At 71.3% G+C, this 18,302-nt stretch carries 18 protein-coding genes; 10 read left to right on the top strand and 8 right to left on the bottom strand.

Translation table 11 applies throughout. From position 1 onward, the window contains the following. The first annotated feature begins 127 nt into the window (after positions 1–127). The 5 genes from ACWEJX_RS24825 to folE all read left to right on the top strand — a co-directional run bounded on the left by ACWEJX_RS24825 (position 128) and on the right by folE (position 6,053). Complete coding sequence (locus tag ACWEJX_RS24825) at positions 128–1,270, top strand: zinc-dependent metalloprotease (protein WP_451609603.1); 1,143 nt, start codon at positions 128–130, stop codon at positions 1,268–1,270. 197 nt (positions 1,271–1,467) lie between these two features. Then, the gene (tilS, locus tag ACWEJX_RS24820; RefSeq protein ID WP_451609602.1) at positions 1,468–2,523 is read left to right on the top strand and encodes a tRNA lysidine(34) synthetase TilS; all 1,056 of its coding nucleotides are present in this window, start codon (positions 1,468–1,470) and stop codon (positions 2,521–2,523) included. A gap of 50 nt (positions 2,524–2,573) precedes the next feature. After that, complete coding sequence (gene hpt / locus ACWEJX_RS24815; RefSeq protein WP_403794870.1) at positions 2,574–3,113, top strand: hypoxanthine phosphoribosyltransferase; 540 nt, start codon at positions 2,574–2,576, stop codon at positions 3,111–3,113. 188 nt (positions 3,114–3,301) lie between these two features. Beyond that, the gene (ftsH, locus tag ACWEJX_RS24810; RefSeq protein ID WP_403793751.1) at positions 3,302–5,326 is read left to right on the top strand and encodes an ATP-dependent zinc metalloprotease FtsH; all 2,025 of its coding nucleotides are present in this window, start codon (positions 3,302–3,304) and stop codon (positions 5,324–5,326) included. A 121-nt stretch (positions 5,327–5,447) separates the two neighbouring features. Continuing rightward, positions 5,448–6,053, top strand: a complete 606-nt coding sequence (gene folE, locus ACWEJX_RS24805) for a GTP cyclohydrolase I FolE (RefSeq protein WP_451609601.1) — start codon at positions 5,448–5,450, stop codon at positions 6,051–6,053. Between the two features lie 89 nt (positions 6,054–6,142). On the opposite strand, the gene ACWEJX_RS24800 is transcribed toward folE, so the two are convergent. From ACWEJX_RS24800 to ACWEJX_RS24775, 6 genes are all read right to left on the bottom strand, one after another. After that, a complete protein-coding gene (locus ACWEJX_RS24800; RefSeq protein WP_451609600.1) occupies positions 6,143–6,634 on the bottom strand; it encodes a DUF3180 domain-containing protein in 492 nt (163 codons plus the stop codon). A gap of 50 nt (positions 6,635–6,684) precedes the next feature. After that, positions 6,685–7,284 (bottom strand): 2-amino-4-hydroxy-6-hydroxymethyldihydropteridine diphosphokinase, encoded by a 600-nt coding sequence (folK, locus tag ACWEJX_RS24795; RefSeq protein WP_451609599.1) that lies wholly within the window; start codon positions 7,282–7,284, stop codon positions 6,685–6,687. Beyond that, positions 7,281–7,640 (bottom strand): dihydroneopterin aldolase, encoded by a 360-nt coding sequence (gene folB, locus ACWEJX_RS24790; protein WP_403793742.1) that lies wholly within the window; start codon positions 7,638–7,640, stop codon positions 7,281–7,283. The genes folK and folB overlap by 4 nt, the downstream gene beginning before the upstream one ends. A 132-nt stretch (positions 7,641–7,772) precedes the next feature. Next, complete coding sequence (locus ACWEJX_RS24785) at positions 7,773–8,171, bottom strand: nuclear transport factor 2 family protein (protein WP_451609614.1); 399 nt, start codon at positions 8,169–8,171, stop codon at positions 7,773–7,775. 80 nt (positions 8,172–8,251) lie between these two features. Then, the gene (folP, locus tag ACWEJX_RS24780; protein WP_451609598.1) at positions 8,252–9,115 is read right to left on the bottom strand and encodes a dihydropteroate synthase; all 864 of its coding nucleotides are present in this window, start codon (positions 9,113–9,115) and stop codon (positions 8,252–8,254) included. Between the two features lie 53 nt (positions 9,116–9,168). Next, a complete protein-coding gene (locus ACWEJX_RS24775; RefSeq protein WP_451609597.1) occupies positions 9,169–11,019 on the bottom strand; it encodes a phosphatidylglycerol lysyltransferase domain-containing protein in 1,851 nt (616 codons plus the stop codon). Positions 11,020–11,193: 174 nt separating this feature from the next. On the opposite strand from ACWEJX_RS24775, the gene ACWEJX_RS24770 reads away from it, so the two are divergent. After that, positions 11,194–12,312: an alpha/beta hydrolase gene (locus ACWEJX_RS24770; RefSeq protein ID WP_451609596.1), complete on the top strand. Its 1,119-nt coding sequence runs from the start codon at positions 11,194–11,196 to the stop codon at positions 12,310–12,312. Here the strand turns inward: ACWEJX_RS24770 and ACWEJX_RS24765 are convergent. Next, positions 12,299–13,330 carry an ABC transporter ATP-binding protein gene (locus ACWEJX_RS24765; RefSeq protein WP_451609595.1) on the bottom strand — a complete coding sequence of 344 codons (1,032 nt, stop codon included), beginning with the start codon at positions 13,328–13,330 and terminating at the stop codon, positions 12,299–12,301. The two genes, ACWEJX_RS24770 and ACWEJX_RS24765, sit on opposite strands and share 14 nt — an antisense overlap. Before the next feature lie 155 nt (positions 13,331–13,485). On the opposite strand from ACWEJX_RS24765, the gene ACWEJX_RS24760 reads away from it, so the two are divergent. The 4 genes from ACWEJX_RS24760 (at position 13,486) to ACWEJX_RS24745 (ending at position 17,051) form a co-directional block, all read left to right on the top strand. Beyond that, positions 13,486–14,190 carry an ABC transporter permease gene (locus ACWEJX_RS24760; protein WP_451609594.1) on the top strand — a complete coding sequence of 235 codons (705 nt, stop codon included), beginning with the start codon at positions 13,486–13,488 and terminating at the stop codon, positions 14,188–14,190. Position 14,191: 1 nt separating this feature from the next. Then, on the top strand, positions 14,192–14,857 hold the full coding sequence (locus ACWEJX_RS24755; RefSeq protein ID WP_451609593.1) for an ABC transporter permease: 666 nt from the start codon (positions 14,192–14,194) through the stop codon (positions 14,855–14,857). A gap of 32 nt (positions 14,858–14,889) precedes the next feature. Further along, positions 14,890–15,885 carry an ABC transporter substrate-binding protein gene (locus ACWEJX_RS24750; RefSeq protein ID WP_451609592.1) on the top strand — a complete coding sequence of 332 codons (996 nt, stop codon included), beginning with the start codon at positions 14,890–14,892 and terminating at the stop codon, positions 15,883–15,885. Between the two features lie 131 nt (positions 15,886–16,016). Next, a complete protein-coding gene (locus ACWEJX_RS24745) occupies positions 16,017–17,051 on the top strand; it encodes a hypothetical protein (RefSeq protein ID WP_451609591.1) in 1,035 nt (344 codons plus the stop codon). 105 nt (positions 17,052–17,156) lie between these two features. Here the strand turns inward: ACWEJX_RS24745 and ACWEJX_RS24740 are convergent, their stop codons facing one another. After that, a complete protein-coding gene (locus ACWEJX_RS24740) occupies positions 17,157–18,299 on the bottom strand; it encodes an NADH-quinone oxidoreductase subunit D (RefSeq protein WP_451609590.1) in 1,143 nt (380 codons plus the stop codon). Positions 18,300–18,302 lie beyond the last annotated feature (3 nt).

The raw sequence follows: 18,302 nt of genomic DNA, 5'->3' as shown, positions 1-18,302 counted from the left end.
CCCACCCCGAACCCACCCCGAACCCACCCCGAACCCACCCCGAACCCGCCCCGAAACCCGTCCCTGACCCGGGCGAATACTCGCCCGAACCCTCACCGAACGGGCGCCGAGAACGTACGGTTGACGCATGACGAGCATCGGTGGTGCAGGGACATCGGGGATGGTCGACTGGAATCTCGCCGTCGCGACGGCGACCCGGCTGGTCCGCCCGGGCCCGGAGGTGAGCCAGGAGGAGGCACGCGACGTCGTCGCCGAGCTCCGCAGACACGCCAGGGCCGCCGAGGACCACGTACGGGCCTACACCCGGATGATCCCCGAAGGCCACGACGCCGACGACACGCCCGTCCTCGTCGTCGACCGCGCCGGCTGGATCAAGGCCAACGTCGCCGGCTTCCGCGAACTCCTCACCCCGCTCCTCGACAAGATGAAGGAACGCCGCTCCGGCACCACCGGCAGCTCCGTGCTCAACGTCGTCGGCGGCAAGGTCACCGGCGTCGAACTCGGCATCCTGCTGTCCTTCCTGGCCTCCCGCATCCTCGGCCAGTACGAGACCTTCGCCCCCGCCGGCCGCGACCTCCCCGCCGGCACCGCCGGCGGCGGCCGCCTCCTGCTCGTCGCCCCCAACATCGTCCACGTCGAACGCGAACTGGAGGTCGCCCCGCACGACTTCCGGCTCTGGGTCTGCCTCCACGAGGAGACCCACCGCACCCAGTTCACCGGCGTCCCCTGGCTCCGCGACCACCTCCAGGGCGAGATCCAGTCCTTCCTCGCCGCCACCGACATCGACCCCTCCACCGTCGTCGAACGGCTCCGCGAAGCCGCCCAGGCCCTCGCCGGCGGCAACCGCCCCGAAGGCGAACAGGGCGAACCCGGACCGAGCATCGTCGAACTCGTCCAGACCCCCGAACAGCGCGAGATCCTCGGCCGCCTCACCGCCGTCATGTCCCTCCTCGAAGGCCACGCCGACTACGTCATGGACGGCGTCGGACCCGACGTCGTGCCCTCCGTCGCCGAGATCCGCGAGAAGTTCCAGCAGCGCCGCGCCCGCGGCGCCTCCCGCCTCGACCTCGCCCTGCGCCGGCTCCTCGGCCTCGACGCCAAGCTCCGCCAGTACCGCGACGGCGAACGCTTCGTCCGCGCCGTCGTCGACCAGGTCGGCATGGACGGCTTCAACCGCGTCTGGACCTCCCCCAACACCCTCCCCACCAAGGCCGAGATCGCCAAGCCGGCCGACTGGGTGGCGAGGGTGCACCGTAAGGCAGACTCATGAGACGGATGTGTCGGACGACGGAAGAACACCCCACCAATCACCCGTCCGAGGGACCGTAGACGGCGGGTGGGGCGTGCAATGCTCGGGTAACGGCCAGGTTCTGTCACCATCGACGCACTCTGAGTGACCGAACCCCCACTTCCGACCGTTAAGACTCCGACCGAGGCACCCCACTCTCTCCACGAAGGGCACCGGACATGGGTCCCCATCCTGCGGTCGCGGCGATACGCCTGGCGGTCCGCCGCGTACTCCACGACGTCCTCACCGAACACTCCCCCCAGCACCCCGCCGAGAACCCCGACGAGCGCTCCCCCCAGCGCCCCGGCACACCCGCCGCCACCCAGCCCCTGGTGCTCGTCGCCTGCTCCGGCGGCGCCGACTCCATGGCACTCGCCTCCGCGCTCGCCTTCGAAGCCCGCAAGCTCCCCCTGCGCGCCGGCGGCATCACCGTCGACCACGGCCTCCAGCACGGCTCCGACCAGCGCGCCCGCGAAGTCGCCGACCGCATGACCGCCCTCGGCCTCGACCCCGTCGAAGCCGTCGCCGTCACCGTCGGACGCGACGGCGGACCCGAAGCCGCCGCCCGCGACGCCCGCTACGCCGCCCTCGACGCCGCCGTCGAACGCCACGGCGCCACCGCCGTCCTGCTCGGCCACACCCGCGACGACCAGGCCGAAACCGTCCTCCTCGGCCTCGCCCGCGGCTCCGGCATCCGCAGCCTCTCCGGCATGGCCGCCGTCTCCGGCACCGCCGGCCGCTACCGCCGCCCCTTCCTGGAGCTCGACCGCCAGACCGTACGCAAGGCCTGCATCGCCCAGGAACTCGCCGTCTGGGACGACCCCCACAACGCCGACCCCGCCTACACCCGCAGCCGGCTCCGCCACGAGGGCCTCCCCGCCCTGGAGAAAGCCCTCGGCAAGGGCGTCGTCGAAGCCCTCGCCCGAACGGCCCAGCTCTCCCGCGACGACGCCGACGCCCTCGACGCCTGGGCCGCCGACGCCGAGACCGCCGTACGCGACGAAGCCGGCCGCCTCGAATGCGCCAAGCTCTTCGGCCTGCCCCCCGCCGTACGCCGCCGCGTCCTGCGCCGCGCCGTCATCGCCGAGGGCGCCCCGGCCGGCTCCCTCTTCGCCCGGCACATCGAAGAAGTCGACCGGCTCGTCACCGGCTGGCGCGGCCAGGGAGCCATCAACCTGCCCGGACGCGTCGAGGCACTGCGGCAGGGTGGCAGACTGGTCATTCGGCAAGGCTGACCGCAAAGTCGCAAGCTGCAACGAAAGTGACCCGGGTGAACGAGAAGGACATGGGCACCGACCTCCAGTCGGTGCTCATCACCAAGGAAGAGATCGACGCGAAGCTCGCCGAGCTCGCCGCGAAGATCGACGCTGAGTACGCGGGCAAGGACCTGCTCATCGTGGGCGTCCTCAAGGGCGCCGTGATGGTGATGGCGGACCTGGCACGCGCCCTGTCCAACCCCGTCACCATGGACTGGATGGCCGTCTCCTCCTACGGCGCCGGCACCCAGTCCTCCGGCGTGGTCCGCATCCTCAAGGACCTCGACACCGACATCAAGGGCCGCCACGTCCTGATCGTCGAGGACATCATCGACTCGGGCCTGACCCTGTCCTGGCTCCTGTCCAACCTCGGCTCCCGTGAGCCGGCCTCCCTCGAGGTCGTCACCCTCCTGCGCAAGCCGGAGGCCGCCAAGGTCGCCATCGACGTCAAGTGGATCGGCTTCGACATCCCCAACGAGTTCGTCGTGGGATACGGCCTGGACTACGCCGAGAAGTACCGCAATCTCCCCTTCGTCGGCACCCTCGCCCCGCACGTCTACGGCGGCTGAGGACCCCCTTTCCCGCAGGGGAACCCGCGCCGCCCTCCCTCCGTTGAACCAAGCAGAAGCGAGGGAGGACGGCCGCGGGCGCCCATGCTGGGGTACCGTCCGAAGAACAGCTTTTTCACACCGCAGCTACTCACAGCAGCACTCACCTACGGGCAGGAGGGACGGGGCGGCAAGTGCGCCCCGTATGGATGGACGTGAAGCGATACTTCCGTGGGCCGGTCATGTGGATCGTGCTGGCCGTCCTCGCCGTGGTCGTGCTGATGCAGGTCGTCGGCTCGTCCGAGGGCTACAAGACGGTGGACACCGGCAAGGTCGTCCAGGCGATCGACAAGAACCAGGTCAAATCCGCACAGCTCACCACCGGTGACGAGCAGGTCGTCAAGATCACGCTTGTCGACGGCCAGAAGATCGACAAGAGCGGCAAGGTCCAGGCCAGCTACATCGGCACCCAGGGCGCCGACCTGGCCGACAAGCTGCAGGAGAAGTTCGAGGCGGGACAGATCGAGGGCGGCTACACCGTCTCCCCGACCAAGCAGTCCCCGTTCATCTCGGTCCTGCTCTCCCTGCTGCCCTTCGTCCTCATCGTGGTCGTCTTCCTCTTCCTGATGAACCAGATGCAGGGCGGCGGCTCCCGCGTCATGAACTTCGGGAAGTCCAAGGCCAAGCTCATCACCAAGGACACCCCCAAGACGACCTTCGCCGACGTCGCGGGCTCGGACGAGGCCGTCGAGGAACTCCACGAGATCAAGGAGTTCCTCCAGGAGCCGGCCAAGTTCCAGGCCGTCGGCGCCAAGATCCCCAAGGGCGTGCTGCTCTACGGCCCGCCCGGAACCGGCAAGACCCTCCTCGCCCGCGCCGTCGCCGGCGAGGCAGGAGTGCCGTTCTACTCGATCTCCGGCTCCGACTTCGTCGAGATGTTCGTCGGCGTCGGCGCCAGCCGCGTCCGCGACCTCTTCGAGCAGGCCAAGGCCAACGCCCCGGCCATCGTCTTCGTCGACGAGATCGACGCCGTCGGCCGCCACCGCGGCGCCGGCCTCGGCGGTGGACACGACGAGCGCGAGCAGACCCTCAACCAGCTGCTCGTCGAGATGGACGGCTTCGACGTGAAGGGCGGCGTCATCCTGATCGCCGCCACCAACCGGCCCGACATCCTCGACCCGGCCCTCCTGCGCCCCGGCCGCTTCGACCGGCAGATCGCCGTCGACCGCCCGGACATGCAGGGCCGCCTGGAGATCCTCAAGGTCCACCAGAAGGGCAAGCCGGTCGCCCCGGACGTCGACCTCGGCGCCGTCGCCCGCCGCACCCCCGGCTTCACCGGTGCCGACCTCTCCAACGTCCTCAACGAGGCGGCGCTCCTCACCGCCCGCTCGGACAAGAAGCTGATCGACAACAAGGCGCTCGACGAGGCCATCGACCGCGTCGTCGCCGGTCCGCAGAAGCGGACCCGGATCATGTCGGACAAGGAAAAGAAGATCACCGCGTACCACGAGGGCGGCCACGCCCTGGTCGCGGCGGCCTCGCCGAACTCCGACCCGGTCCACAAGATCACCATCCTGTCCCGCGGCCGGGCCCTGGGCTACACCATGGTCCTGCCCGACGAGGACAAGTACTCGACCACCCGCAACGAGATGCTCGACCAGCTCGCCTACATGCTGGGCGGGCGCGCCGCCGAGGAACTGGTCTTCCACGACCCGACCACCGGCGCCGCCAACGACATCGAGAAGGCCACCGCCACGGCCCGCGCGATGGTCACCCAGTACGGCATGACCGAGCGGCTCGGCGCCATCAAGTTCGGCGGCGACAACACCGAGCCCTTCCTCGGCCGTGAGATGGCGCACCAGCGCGACTACTCGGAAGAGGTCGCCGCGCTGGTCGACGAAGAGGTCAAGAAGCTCATCGAGACCGCGCACAACGAGGCGTGGGAGATCCTCGTCGAGAACCGCGACGTCCTCGACAACCTCGTCCTGGCGCTCCTGGAGAAGGAGACCCTGGGCAAGGAGGAGATCGCCGAGATCTTCGCCCCCATCGTCAAGCGCCCGGCCCGCCCGGCCTGGACCGGCTCGGCCCGCCGCACCCCGTCCACCCGCCCGCCGGTCCTCTCCCCGAAGGAGCTGGCCCTGACCAACAGCGCCAACGGCTCCTCGGCGGCCACGACCCCGGTCGACACCACCAAGTCGCTGGAGATCGCCCCGGAGGACACCCCGGAGCCGTAAGCTCCGCCCGGCCCGGACGGTCCCGGACGGATCCCGGAATGGAAGCCGCGCCCCCGCAGGTTCTAGCCTGTGGGGGCGCGGCTCTTTTCGCGCCAAGTCAGACAGACGGAACGAGGCACAGATGACCGACCCGGTGACGCTGGACGGCGAGGGCACGATCGGCGTTTTCGACGAGAAGCGCGCCGAGAACGCCGTACGGGAGCTCCTCATCGCGGTCGGTGAGGACCCGGACCGCGAGGGGCTGAGGGAGACGCCGGCGCGGGTGGCGCGGGCGTACAAGGAGCTTTTCGCGGGGCTGTGGCAGAAGCCGGAGGACGTGCTGACGACGACGTTCGACCTGGGTCACGACGAGATGGTCCTGGTGAAGGACATCGAACTAGTGTCGCAATGCGAACATCATTTGCTCCCGTTCCATGGCGTAGCTCACATTGGCTACATTCCGGCCGAATCGGGCAAGATTACCGGCCTGTCGAAGCTGGCCCGCCTTGTCGATGTCTTCGCCCGCCGCCCGCAGGTGCAGGAGCGCCTGACGACGCAGATCGCCGACTCGCTGATGAGGATCCTCGACGCGCGTGGCGCGATCGTCGTGATCGAGGCCGAGCACATGTGCATGGCGCTGCGCGGTGTCCGCAAGCCGGGCGCGAGGACGACGACCTCGGCGGTGCGCGGTCAGCTCCGTGACGCCACCACGCGCGCCGAGGCGATGTCTCTGATACTGGCCCGCTAGCGGCGAGCCCCCGCCCCGCTCTCCTTACGACGACGGCCCCCCGATCCGGTGATCGGGGGGCCGTCGGCATACGCGACTCCGGAAGCGGCCTAGGAGACCGGGGCGTGGCCCGTGCCGTTGTGGTGGTCGGTGTCTTCGGGGAGTTTGCAGACGCGCTCGAGGAAGAGGGCTGCGGCGATGACGGCGATGCCCGCGAGGACCGCGAAGCCGGCGTAGATGGCCTGGTCGCGGCGGGCGGGGATGTCGAGGGAGCCGAGGAGGAAGACGCCGGTGCCGCCGTACATGCCGGCGACGAGGGCGGCGACGAGGGCGCTGGCCTGGCCGAAGACGACGGCGCGGGCGGCCATGAGGGGTTCGACGCCCTTGGCGCCGGGGCGGCGCTCGCGCTGGGCCTTGAGCCGGGCGCGCAGCGAGAGGGCCGTGGCGGCGAGGACGGCGGCGATGACCGCGAGCACGATGGGGGCGGCGAGCGGCACGCTGGGGAGCGTGCCGAGCGCGTCCCAGAGGCGGGCGGCGCCCCAGGAGAGGACGCCCGCGGCGAGGAACAGTCCGGCGAGCACCTTGAGCCGCAGTTGTTTCACCGGGTGTCCTTCGTCGTGTGTGGGTGGGCGGTCTCCGACGAGACTAACGACTACTCGGGCAGCCGGAGTTCCAGGTCGGCGCGTGCCGTGAGGCCGTCGTGGCCGAGGGCGGCGAGCAGGTCGGTGACGGCGCCGTGGCCGGGGAGGGCGGCTTCGGGGTCGATGTCGTGCCAGGGGGCGAGGACGAAGGCGCGCTGGTGGGCGCGGGGGTGGGGGAGGGTGAGGACGGGGTCGTCGGAGACGACGTCGGCGTACGTGATGATGTCGACGTCGATGGTGCGGGCGCCCCAGCGCTCCTCGCGGACGCGGAGGAAGGCCTCTTCGACGGCGTGGGCCCGCTCCAGGAGGGAGGAGGGCGGCAGCGTGGTCTTCACGAGGACGACGGCGTTGAGGTACGAGGGCTGGCTGCCGGGGTCGACGCCCCAGGGCTCGGTCTCGTAGACGGGCGAGACGGCCTTGACGCGGAGGCCGGGGGTGTCGCCGAGGGCGTCGACGGCGCCCTGGAGGTTCTCCAGGCGGTTGCCGAGGTTGGCGCCGAGGGCGAGGACGGCCCATTTGGGGTTGGAGAGGGTGACGTCGGCGGCGTCGACGGCCGCGGTGACCGCGGCGGGGACGGGCTGCACGGTGGGATCGCTGTGCTGGGGCTTCATGCGCGGCTCCGGGTGATGGTGATGGTCACGTCGTCGAAGGGGACGGTGATGGGCGCGTCCGGCTTGTGGACGACGACTTCGACCTCCTGGACGCCGGCGTGCTTGAGGCACTGCTGGGCGATGCGCTCGGCGAGCGTTTCGATGAGGTCGACGGGCTCGCCCTGGACGACGTCGACGACCTCTTCGGCGACGACGCCGTAGTGGACGGTCTTCGTCAGGTCGTCGGAGGCGGCGGCGGCGCGGGTGTCGAGGCCGAGGGTGAGGTCGACGATGAAGGTCTGGCCTTCCTCGCGTTCCTTGGGGAAGACGCCGTGGTGCCCTCGGGCCTTGAGGCCGCGCAGCGCGACACGATCCACGCGAATCACTCCTGCTGTCGTAGTTCGGGTGGCCACGCAGCCGGATGCGGACGGCCGGGTGTCCGTCATCGAATCTACCTGCGGGGTCCGACAGCCGGGTCGGCGCCCGGGGGTGTGCCGGGGGCGGGTGGCTCAGTCGGTGCTGTCGGTGTCGTCGCCGCCGTCGTTCTCGGGGATGACGGGGGAGCCGTGGTGGGACCACACCTTCCACCCCTCCGACGTGCGGCGGAACACGTTGGTGGCGACGACGAGCTGGCCGACGAGGGGGCCGAGCTCGGCGCCGTCCTCGGCGGGTCCGCCGCTGAGGATGTTCTCGGTGCACGTGACGACCGCCACGTCGTCGGCGAGCGAGATCTCGACGTCGGTGAGGAAGAACTGGATGTAGTCGGTGTTCGCCATGATCAGGGCGTACGAGCGGAGGACGTCGCCGCGGCCGCTGAGGACGGGCCAGCCGGGGTGGACGCAGGAGACGGGGGTGGCGCCGTCGTCGAGCCATAGTTCGGTGATGGTGTCGAAGTCGCCCTGTTCCATCGCTTCGTAGAAGGCGGTGTTGGCGGCTTCGACGGCGGCCCGGTCGGTGTCGCGGGAGTGGGGGCCGGGGCGGGAGGGGGTCACCTGGCTCCTTCGACGGCTCTGGCGACTCGTACGGCGTCGGCGGTGGCGCGGACCTCGTGGACGCGGACGGCCCAGGCGCCTTCGTGGGCGGCGAGGGCGGAGACGGCGGCGGTGGCGGCGTCGCGTTCGCGGGCGGGGGGCGGGGTGGCGCCGGGTTCGCGGGTGAGGACGTGGCCGAGGAAGCGTTTGCGGGAGGCGGCGACGAGGAGTGGCCGGCCGAGGGCGCGGAGCTCGGGGAGGTGGGCGACGAGCGCGAGGTCGTGGGGGGCGAGTTTGGCGAAGCCCAGGCCGGGGTCGACGACGAGGCGTTCGGGGGCGATGCCGCCGTCGATGACGGCTTCCATGCGGGTGCGGAGTTCGCGGACGACTTCGCCGACGACGTCGTCGTACACGGCGAGGCTGTTCATGTTGTCGCTGAAGCCGCGCCAGTGCATGACGACGAAGGGGACTTCGGCGGCGGCGACGGCGGGGACCATCTGGGGGTCGGCGAGGCCGCCGCTGACGTCGTTGACGAGGTGGGCGCCGGCGGCGACGGCCTGGGCGGCGACGGTGGCGCGCATGGTGTCGACGGAGACGGTGACGCCTTCGGCGGCGAGGCCGCGGACGACGGGGATGACGCGGCGGAGTTCCTCGTCCTCGTCGACGCGGCTGGCGCCGGGGCGGGTGGACTCGCCGCCGACGTCGACGAGGTCGGCGCCCTGGGCGACGAGGTCGAGGCCGTGTTTGACGGCGGCCGTGGTGTCGAACCAGCGGCCGCCGTCGGAGAAGGAGTCGGGGGTCACGTTGACCACGCCCATGACCGCGCAGCGGTCCCACTCCGGCAGGCCGAGCGCCGTGCCCCGGTCGATCGTCGTACTCATGTCTCCAGCGTAGGGCCCGGCCGCCCCGCCGGGCCCTGCGGGCTCGGCGGGGGTCAGGCGGCGTGGGCCTCGTGCTCCGCCTGGGCGGGGACGATGTGGCCGCAGGGGTGGGGTTCGGCGGTGCGCCGGCGGCGGCTGAAGGGCCGGGGCAGGGAGAGGTTGACGAAGCCCTCGGCCTGCATGGCGGCGAAGCCGATGCGGGGCAGGTCGCCGCTCTTGCGGTAGACGACGAAGCGGGGTTCCCAGCGGGGCTGGAACTTGGCGTTGAACTTGTAGAGCGACTCGATCTGGAACCAGCGGGAGAGGAAGACGAGCAGTCCGCGCCACATCCGCAGGACGGGTCCTGCGCCGATCTTCTCGCCGCGGGCGAGGGCGGCGCGGAACATGGCGAAGTTGAGGGAGATCCGTTCGATGCCGAGGCGGGGGGCGTTCTGCAGGGCGGCGACGATGAGGAGCTCGTTCATGCCGGGGTCGGCGCTGCGGTCGCGGCGCATGAGCTCCAGGGACATGCCGTCCTTGCCCCACGGGACGAAGTGGATGATCGCCTTCAGGTCGCCGTAGGGGGAGTGGGTGCCGGTGGGATCGCCGGGATCCTCTTTGTGGGCGGTCGCTATCACCGCTTCGCCGTCGCCGGGGCCGCCGATGCGGCCGAGGGCCATGGAGAAGCCGCGCTCGGTGTCGGTGCCGCGCCAGTCCGCGGCGGCGCGGCGGACCCGCTCCAGTTCGCCGTCGCTGAGGTCGCTGACGCGGCGGACCTTGGTGGTGTAGCCGTTGCGTTCGATGCGCTTGACCATCTGGCGGACGTTGCGCATGGCGCGGCCGGAGAGGGAGAAGTCGGCGACGTCGACGATGGCCTCGTCGCCGAGTTCGAGGGCGTCGAGTCCGGTCTCGCGGGTCCAGACCTGGCCGCCGGTCTCGGAGCAGCCCATGACGGCGGGGGTCCAGGAGTGGGCCTTGGCCTCGTCCATGAAGCGTTCGATGGCGCCGGGCCAGGCCTCGACGTCGCCGATGGGGTCGCCGCTGGCGAGCATGACGCCGGAGACGACGCGGTAGCAGACGGCGGCCTTGCCGCTGGGGGAGAAGACGACGCCCTTGTCGCGGCGGAGCGCGAAGTGGCCGAGGGAGTCGCGGGCGCCGTGCTTGGCGAGCAGGTCGCGCAGTCGGGCTTCGTCGTCCTCGGTGAGCCGGGCGGCCGGGTGTTCGGGCCGGAAGGCGAGGTAGATGGTGGTGAGGGCGGTCAGCATGCCGAGGGCGCCGAGCTGGTAGCCGACGGTCCAGCCGGTGTTGCCCGCGTAGTCGACGGGGCCTTCGGCGCCGAACAGGCCGTAGAGGACGTGTTCGAGGCGGTCGGTGAGGCTGGGGCTGCCGATGACGCGGCGCGGGTGGGCGCTGACGATGACGAGGCCGAGGGCGATGGAGCCGGCGCCCATGAGGACGAAGTTGGCGAGGGCGCGCCAGCGGCTGCGCGGGTCGGGCAGGGCGGCGAACTGGTCGCGGTGCACGCCGAGCAGGGTGAGCAGCACGAGGGAGAGCACGGCGCCGGTGACGGAGTGGCGCCAGGTGAGCTGGGCGGCGGCGCCGAGCGGCAGCAGGACGACGGCGGCGCGCCAGGCGCGGCGCTTGTTGCGCTTGAGGCCGTGGGCGAGCAGCAGCAGGAGGACGCCGGCGCTGAGGGAGAGGGCCGCGGAGAGCGGTCCGAGGGTGCCGGGGAGGACCTCGGCGGCGGCGTGCATCTTGCTGGCGCGGAACCGCGGGAGGACTCCTGCGGCGACGTCGACCAGGCCGATCACCGTGCAGGCCGTGCCGACGAGGGCCGGGACCCTCTCGGGTCGGGGTCCGCGCAGAATCCGGCGTACACGATCCGGAACCGATCCGGACTTGTCCCCATCTACCGTGACAGACATCGCTTCCCGTGCTTCCCGTGGTTCCGCGAGAGATCGTTGATCCGGAGGGCCGCGCGGCTGGTATCGGGCCGTTCCGGGGGTTTGCGCCTTCTAGGACGGAGCAGCGATGGGGCGGGTTCACTGCCCGCAGGAGAAATCTCAGGGAAATATCAGGGAAGAAAGCTCGGGCGTCTCATGGGTCTCACCAGCAACTCTGTTCTCGCGGTGGCGGTCGTCGCGGCCGTGGCGCTGTTCGGCGCCACGGTCTGGCTGTGGCCGCGGCTGGCGCGCGGCGGCTGGCGTTCCGTCCTGGGGCGGATCGGTGCGCTGCTCGCCACCCAGTTGGCCCTGTTCGCCTCGGTCGGCCTGCTGGTGAACAGCACCTTCCAGTTCTACGGCTCGTGGGCCGACCTGTTCGGCCAGGAGCAGGACATGGGTGTGGTGCTCGACCACTCGGGCGGCGGCTCCAAGGACCTGAAGGTGGTCGGAACCCAGGCGGTCGACGGTGTGCCGGGCGGCGGTCGGCCCGCGATCGGCGGGCAGATACAGAAGGTGGTCATAGCCGGCGCGAAGTCGAAGATCGACTCGCCGGCGTACGTCTACCTGCCGCCCGAGTACTTCCAGCCCGGGTACGCCAAGACGACCTTCCCGGCGGCCGTGGTGCTCACCGGCTACCCGGGTACGGCGGAGAACCTGCTGAAGGGCCTGCGCTACCCGAAGACGGCGTACCAGCAGGCGAAGGCGGGCAAGATGCAGCCGATGATCCTGGTGCTGCTGCGTCCGACGGTGGCGCCGCCGCGGGACACCGAGTGCGTGGACATCCCGGGCGGCCCGCAGACCGAGACGTTCTTCGCCGAGGACCTGCCGAAGGCGATCTCGTCCGCCTACCGGGTGGGCACGAAGGCCCGGAACTGGGGCTTCATGGGCAACTCGACGGGCGGCTACTGCGCGCTGAAGATCGTGATGCACCACCCGGACCGCTTCTCGGCGGCCGCGGGCTTCTCCGCCTACTACAAGGCGGCGGACGACGTGACGACCGGCGACCTGTTCCAGGGCGACCAGGCGGCGAGGAACCGGGCGAACCTGCTGTGGAGCCTGGACCACCTGCCGCAGGGCGACGCGTCGTTCCTGGTGACGACGTCGAAGCACGGCGAGGGGAACCTGAAGGGGACGATGGCCTTCATCAAGAAGGTGAAGAACCGGGACCTGGTCTCTTCGATCATCCTGGACAGCGGCGGCCACAACTTCAACACCTGGAACCGGGAGATCCCGCCGGGCCTGGTGTGGATGAGCGGGAAGCTCAGCGCGAACTGAGGTCCGCTGCACCGGGTTCCGCCGGGCCGGGTTCCGCCGCACCGGGTTCCGCCGGGCCGAGTTCCCTCGACGCCCGGCGCAGGGCCCGGTGGACGCCGTCGACGGTGAGCGAGCCGAGCAGCCGGGCCGGGTCACCGGGTGCGTGCACCGCGATCCGGCCGGCGTCGTCCTGGAGGAGGGCGGCGAGCGCTTCCTGGAGGGACGAGTCCAGAGGGAGCGCCATCGGCGGTACGGGCTCCGGTACGGGGTCGAGGTCGGCCTCGGCGGGCGCGGTGACCGCGAGGCGGCGCAGCGCGCGGTCCGCGCCGACGAAGTCGGCCACGTACGGGGTGGCGGGGGCGCCGAGCACGCGGGCGGGGGTGTCGAACTGCTCGATGCGGCCCTGCCCGTAGACGGCGATGCGGTCGCCGAGCCGGACCGCCTCGGCCAGGTCGTGGGTGACGAGCAGCACCGTCTTGCGGACGGTGGCCTGGAGGTTCAGGAACTCGCTCTGGAGCCGTTCGCGCACCACGGGGTCGACGGCGCCGAAGGGCTCGTCCATCAGGAGGACGGGCGGGTCGGCGGCGAGCGCGCGGGCCACGCCCACGCGCTGGCGCTGGCCGCCGGAGAGCTGCTCGGGGTAGCGGTGCCCGTGGACTGCGGGGTCGAGGCCGACCAGGTCGAGGAGTTCGGCGGCGCGCTCGCGGGCCTTCGCCTTCTTCCAGCCGAGCAGGGCGGGCACGGTGGCCGTGTTGTCGAGGACGGTGCGGTGCGGGAAGAGGCCGACCTGCTGGATGACGTAGCCGATGGTGCGGCGCAGCCGGACCGGGTCGACGGCGGCGACGTCCTCGCCGCCGAGCAGGACGCGGCCCGAGGTGGGCTCGACGAGCCGGTTGACCATCTTCATCGTGGTGGTCTTGCCGCAGCCGGACGGTCCGACCAGGGTGACCAGTTCTCCCTCGGCGACCTCGAAGGAGAGGTCGTCGACCGCCGTGGTGCCGTCCGCGTACCGCTTGGTCACGTGCTCGAACCGGATCATGGTTCCCCATTCTTACCGTTTGCGGCCCGCAATGTGTGAAGGAAGTATTTCCACACGGTGGCACTTCCGCCGGGAAGCCCGGCGATTGTCAGTGGCGGAGGTTAGGGTCGCAGACGGATGTTCGACGAGCGCGCGGCGACGGGGGGTGCATGCGCATGGCCGGGGCGAACTGCCTGGTGACGAACGACTGGATCTGCGGGGAGTATCTGCGCACCCGCTCCCAGGAGTTGACCGACGCCACGATCCAGCATGTGGGAATCACCGTCGTGTCGGTGCTCCTCGGGATCGTCGTCGCCTTCCCGCTCGCGCTGCTCGTGCGGGCCCGGCCGCGGCTCGCCGGTCCCGTCCTCGGGCTCACCACCCTGCTCTACACGATCCCTTCGCTCGCGATGTTCTCGCTGCTCCTGCCCTTCCTCGGACTGTCGTCGGCGCTGGTCGTCACCGGACTGGTGCTGTACTCGCTGACGATCCTGGTGCGCGGCGTCCTGGCCGGACTCGCGGCCGTGCCCGCCGAGACCCGGGAGGCGGCCCGGGGCATGGGGTACGGGCCGGGGCGGCTGCTGTGGGAGGTCGAACTGCCGCTGGCGCTCCCCGCGTTGATGGCCGGCATACGGACGGCGACGGTCTCCACGATCGCGCTCACCACCGTCGGCTCGCTCGTCGGCCGCGGCGGCCTCGGCAACCTCATCGAGGACGCGCTGCCCTCGTTCTTCAAGGCGCAGGTGCTCACCGCCGCGGTGCTGTGCGTGCTGCTCGCGGTCACCGCCGACCTGCTGCTCCTCGGTCTCCAGCGGCTCCTCACGCCGTGGACCCGGATACGGGCGGCGGGCGGCCGGGCGCCGGCGGGCGGGGGTGCGTGAGATGGGCGTCTTCGCGGACACCTGGACGTGGCTGACCACCGGCGCCCACTGGTCGGGCGAGAGCGGTGTGTGGCACCGGCTCGCCGAGCACCTGTACGTGAGCGGGGCGGCGCTGCTGCTCGCCTGCGCCGTCGCGCTGCCGCTCGGCCTGTGGCTCGGGCACCTCGGCAGGGGCGGCGCGCTCGCGGTCAACGTCTCCAACGCCGGCCGGGCCGTGCCCGTCTTCGCGGTGCTCGCCCTGTTCATGGTGTCGCCGTTGCGCAACGCCGGTGACATACCGACGGTGATCGCGCTCGTCCTGTTCGCGATACCGCCGCTGCTCACCCACGCCTATGTGGGCGTACGCGAGGTGGACCGCGCGGTCGTCGAGGCCGCCCGCGGCATGGGCATGAGCGGCGGCCAGCTCTTCCGCGGGGTCGAACTGCCCCTCGCGCGGCCGATGCTGATGACCGGTCTGCGCTCGGCCGCCGTGCAGGTGGTCGCCACCGCGACCATCGCCGCGATGGCCGGCCAGGGCGGCCTCGGCCGGATCATCACGGCCGGCTTCAGCACGTACGACACACCGCAGGTGGTCGCCGGAGCCCTGCTCGTGGCCCTGCTCGCGCTCCTCGTGGAGGCGCTGCTGGTGGCCGCCGACCGGTTCCTGGGCCACCGGGCACCGCGGTGACCCCCGGACGCCGAACGACGTCGAACAACGAAATGGGTGATCTTGTGAGCAGGAACTCGCGCATCGCGGGTGCGGTACTGGGCCTCGCGGCCCTGACGGTGTCCCTGACCGCCTGCGGCGGCGACAGCCTGGAGAAGTCGAAGGACGGCGGCTCGGCGGCGACCGGCGGCAGCGGCGGCGGCAAGGACTCGATCGTCGTCGGCGCCGCGTCCTTCACCGAGTCGAAGGTCCTCGCCGCGCTGTACGCGCAGCTCCTCGACGACGCCGGATACGACGCGAGCGTCACCACGGTGCAGAATCGCGAGCTCTACGAACCGTCCCTGGAGAAGGGCGAGATCGACGTCGTACCGGAATACGCGGCGACGCTCGCGGAATTCCTCAACGCGAAGGTGAACGGGCCGAAGGCGCCCGAGGAGAAGCCGGTCGCCTCCGGAGACCCGGCCGCCACCACCGAGGCCCTGAAGAAGCTCGCCGAGCCGCGCGGACTGAAGGTGCTCGCGGTCGGCGGGGCCGTCGACCAGAACGCCTTCGCCGTGAGCCGGGAATTCGCGGAGAAGAACAAGCTGAGCACGCTTTCCGATCTCGGCCGCGCCAAGCTGAAGGTGAAGATCGCGGCCGGTGACGAATGCGCGGTACGGCCTTTCTGCGCGCCGGGCCTGAAGAAGACCTACGGCATCGACGTCGCCGGCGTCGACCCCAAGGGAGTCGGCACCCCGCAGGCCAAGCAGGCCGTCAAGGACGGGGTCGACCAGCTCGTCCTCACCACCACCACGGACGCCACCGTCGACTCGTTCGGACTCGTCTTCCTGACCGACGACAAGAAGCTCCAGAACGCCGACAACGTGCTGCCCGTCGTCAATGCCAAGGACGCCGGATCGCCGCAGATAGCCGCCGCCCTCGACAAGATCACCAAGGTCCTCACGACGGCGGATCTCGCCGAACTGAACCGCAAGGTGGACGCCGAGCGGGCGAAGCCCGAGGACGTCGCCAGGAGCTATCTGGAGTCGAAGGGGCTGCTCAAGAAGTAGGCGCCGGACAAGGCGAGTCGGCCGGGCCCGGCGGGGAATGGGGACGGCCCGGGCCGGCGACGGCGAGAACTCGCCAAGAGATTGCCGGGGTGGCCCCGCATACGGCGCCTACGCACGGTAAATTTCAGGCCATGCCACGTGGACGTCACCGCCATTCCCCACCCCTGCACAAGCTCCTGCCGCCCTCCGCGGTCGCCGGGGCTTCGGTCGTCTGTGCCGCGGGCGCCTGGCTGATCGGTGACGCCGTGGTGCTGCGGCTGCTCGTCGCCGCCACGGCGGCCGCCGCCGTCACGGGCGCCGTCCTCATGCGCAGTTGGGACCAGAGCGCCGGCCGCCAGGTCGCCGAGCTGACCCGGGCCCGCACCGCCGACCAGTGGAAGCACGACGAGCGGATCGCCGAGCTCGAGGCCGACCTGGAGGAGTCGCGGGAGCTGCGCACCCGCCTCGACGCCAAGCTCCGCGCCAAGCGCGTGGAGCTGGCCGGCCTGCGCAGCGAGCACGCCGACCTGCTGCGCCGCTACGCCACCGCCGAGACCGAGCGCGCCAGCGCCCTGGAAGGCCGCCGCGTCCTCGCCCTGGAGAGCAGCTCGGCCACCGCCTCCCAGGCCAAGGCGCTGCCCCCGGCCGGCTCCACGCCGACCCCGGAGGCGTACCGCAGGGCCGCGGAGGCGCTGCGCAACCTGGAGGCCCGCGCGGAGCGGCAGCACGCGGAGGCGGAGGCTGAGACGGAGCCCGAGGCGGCCGAGCCCGAGGTCGGGACCGAGGCAGGGCCCGGAGCCGAGGCCGGGGCCGGGTCCGTCGAGCCGAAGGCCGCGCTGACCCCGGCCGAGCAGCACGCCCGGACCGCGGGCCTGCGCACCGTGCCCGCCGCCGCCGCGATCGTCCCGTACGCCGCCCGCCGCCCCGTCCCGCGCCCCGCCGGAGGTTTCGACTACTTCGGTACGCACGCGGGCGCCGGCGCGAAGAAGGCGGCGGCCGCGATCGAGGCCGTGCAGAACACCGACCTCGCCGACGTCGTCGGCGAGGAGGTCCTCGCGGAGGCCGCCGAGGCCGCCGAGCCGCGCCCGGCCGGGCAGCGGGCGATCGGCCAGGTCATCGACCTGACGGCGCACGACGAGACCGAGCAGCTGGACGTGACGGAGCTGCGCGGCGCGGTCAACTCGTAACCGCACCACGTACGGCGAAGGCGCCGGCGGACCACGGTCCGTCGGCGCCTTCCGCTTGGGTGCTGCCTACTTCCGGTGCCTGCTTCCGGTGCCTGGTTCCGGCGCCTACTTGTCGATGTCGCCGACGACGAAGAACATCGACCCCAGGATCGCCACCATGTCCGCGACCAGCGTCCCCGGCAGCAGCTCGACCAGCGCCTGGATGTTGTTGTACGACGCCGAGCGCAGCTTGAGCCGGTACGGGGTCTTCTCGCCCTTGGAGACGAGGTAGTAGCCGTTGATGCCGAGGGGGTTCTCGGTCCAGGCGTAGGTGTGGCCCTCCGGCGCCTTGAGGACCTTCGGCAGGCGCTGGTTGATCGGCCCCTGCGGCAGCTGGTCGAGCCGGTCCAGGCAGGCGTCGGCCAGGTCCAGGGAGTTGTGCGTCTGGTCGAGCAGGCACTCGAAGCGGGCCAGGCAGTCGCCCTCCGACCGCGTCACCACCCGCAGCACGTCCGCCAGCTCCCCGTACGCGAGGTACGGCTCGTCCCGGCGCAGGTCGAAGTCGACGCCGGAGGCGCGGGCGATCGGCCCCGACACCCCGTACGCGTGCACGGTCTCCTGACGCAGCACCCCGACCCCGCGGGTCCGGCCGCGGAAGATCTCGTTGCCGAGCACCAGCCGGTCGTACACGTCCATCCGCGACCGCACGTCCGCGACGGCCTGCCGCGCCCGTCCCAGCCAGCCCGCCGGCAGGTCCTCCTTGAGGCCGCCGACCCGGTTGAACATGTAGTGCATGCGGCCGCCGGAGACCTCCTCCATCGCGGCCTGGAGCTCCTCGCGCTCGCGGAAGGCATGGAAGACCGGGGTGATACCGCCCAGTTCGAGCGGGTACGAGCCGAGGAACATCAGGTGGTTGAGGACCCGGTTCAGCTCGGCGAGCAGCGTCCGCGTCCACACGGCCCGCTCCGGCACCTCCATGCCCAGCATCCGCTCGACGGCCATGACCACGCCGAGCTCGTTGGAGAACGCGGACAGCCAGTCGTGCCGGTTGGCCAGCATGATGATCTGCCGGTAGTCCCGCGCCTCGAACAGCTTCTCGGCCCCGCGGTGCATGTATCCGATGACCGGCTCGGCCTCGCGCACCACCTCGCCGTCGAGCACCAGCTTCAGCCGGAGCACTCCGTGCGTGGAGGGATGCTGCGGCCCGATGTTCAGCACCATGTCGGTGCTCTCCGCCGCGCCGCCGATGCCGACCGTCGTCTCCGTCATGCC

Source organism: Streptomyces sp. NPDC004788 (assembly GCF_053601115.1).
This window is presented reverse-complemented; position numbering and strand designations above follow the sequence as displayed.

What these genes read in the sequence shown, in the direction of transcription:
- ACWEJX_RS24775 (WP_451609597.1), bottom strand. Translation starts at nt 11,019, where the DNA reads ATGTCTGTCACGGTAGATGGGGACAAGTCCGGATCGGTTCCGGATCGT.
- ACWEJX_RS24770 (WP_451609596.1), top strand. Translation starts at nt 11,194, where the DNA reads ATGGGTCTCACCAGCAACTCTGTTCTCGCGGTGGCGGTCGTCGCGGCC.
- ACWEJX_RS24825 (WP_451609603.1), top strand. Translation starts at nt 128, where the DNA reads ATGACGAGCATCGGTGGTGCAGGGACATCGGGGATGGTCGACTGGAAT.
- ACWEJX_RS24765 (WP_451609595.1), bottom strand. Translation starts at nt 13,330, where the DNA reads ATGATCCGGTTCGAGCACGTGACCAAGCGGTACGCGGACGGCACCACG.
- ACWEJX_RS24785 (WP_451609614.1), bottom strand. Translation starts at nt 8,171, where the DNA reads ATGGAACAGGGCGACTTCGACACCATCACCGAACTATGGCTCGACGAC.
- ftsH (WP_403793751.1), top strand. Translation starts at nt 3,302, where the DNA reads ATGGACGTGAAGCGATACTTCCGTGGGCCGGTCATGTGGATCGTGCTG.
- ACWEJX_RS24740 (WP_451609590.1), bottom strand. Translation starts at nt 18,299, where the DNA reads ATGACGGAGACGACGGTCGGCATCGGCGGCGCGGCGGAGAGCACCGAC.
- ACWEJX_RS24755 (WP_451609593.1), top strand. Translation starts at nt 14,192, where the DNA reads ATGGGCGTCTTCGCGGACACCTGGACGTGGCTGACCACCGGCGCCCAC.
- folK (WP_451609599.1), bottom strand. Translation starts at nt 7,284, where the DNA reads ATGAAGCCCCAGCACAGCGATCCCACCGTGCAGCCCGTCCCCGCCGCG.
- ACWEJX_RS24745 (WP_451609591.1), top strand. Translation starts at nt 16,017, where the DNA reads ATGCCACGTGGACGTCACCGCCATTCCCCACCCCTGCACAAGCTCCTG.
- tilS (WP_451609602.1), top strand. Translation starts at nt 1,468, where the DNA reads ATGGGTCCCCATCCTGCGGTCGCGGCGATACGCCTGGCGGTCCGCCGC.
- ACWEJX_RS24750 (WP_451609592.1), top strand. Translation starts at nt 14,890, where the DNA reads ATGGGTGATCTTGTGAGCAGGAACTCGCGCATCGCGGGTGCGGTACTG.
- folE (WP_451609601.1), top strand. Translation starts at nt 5,448, where the DNA reads ATGACCGACCCGGTGACGCTGGACGGCGAGGGCACGATCGGCGTTTTC.
- ACWEJX_RS24760 (WP_451609594.1), top strand. Translation starts at nt 13,486, where the DNA reads ATGGCCGGGGCGAACTGCCTGGTGACGAACGACTGGATCTGCGGGGAG.
- folP (WP_451609598.1), bottom strand. Translation starts at nt 9,115, where the DNA reads ATGAGTACGACGATCGACCGGGGCACGGCGCTCGGCCTGCCGGAGTGG.
- hpt (WP_403794870.1), top strand. Translation starts at nt 2,574, where the DNA reads ATGGGCACCGACCTCCAGTCGGTGCTCATCACCAAGGAAGAGATCGAC.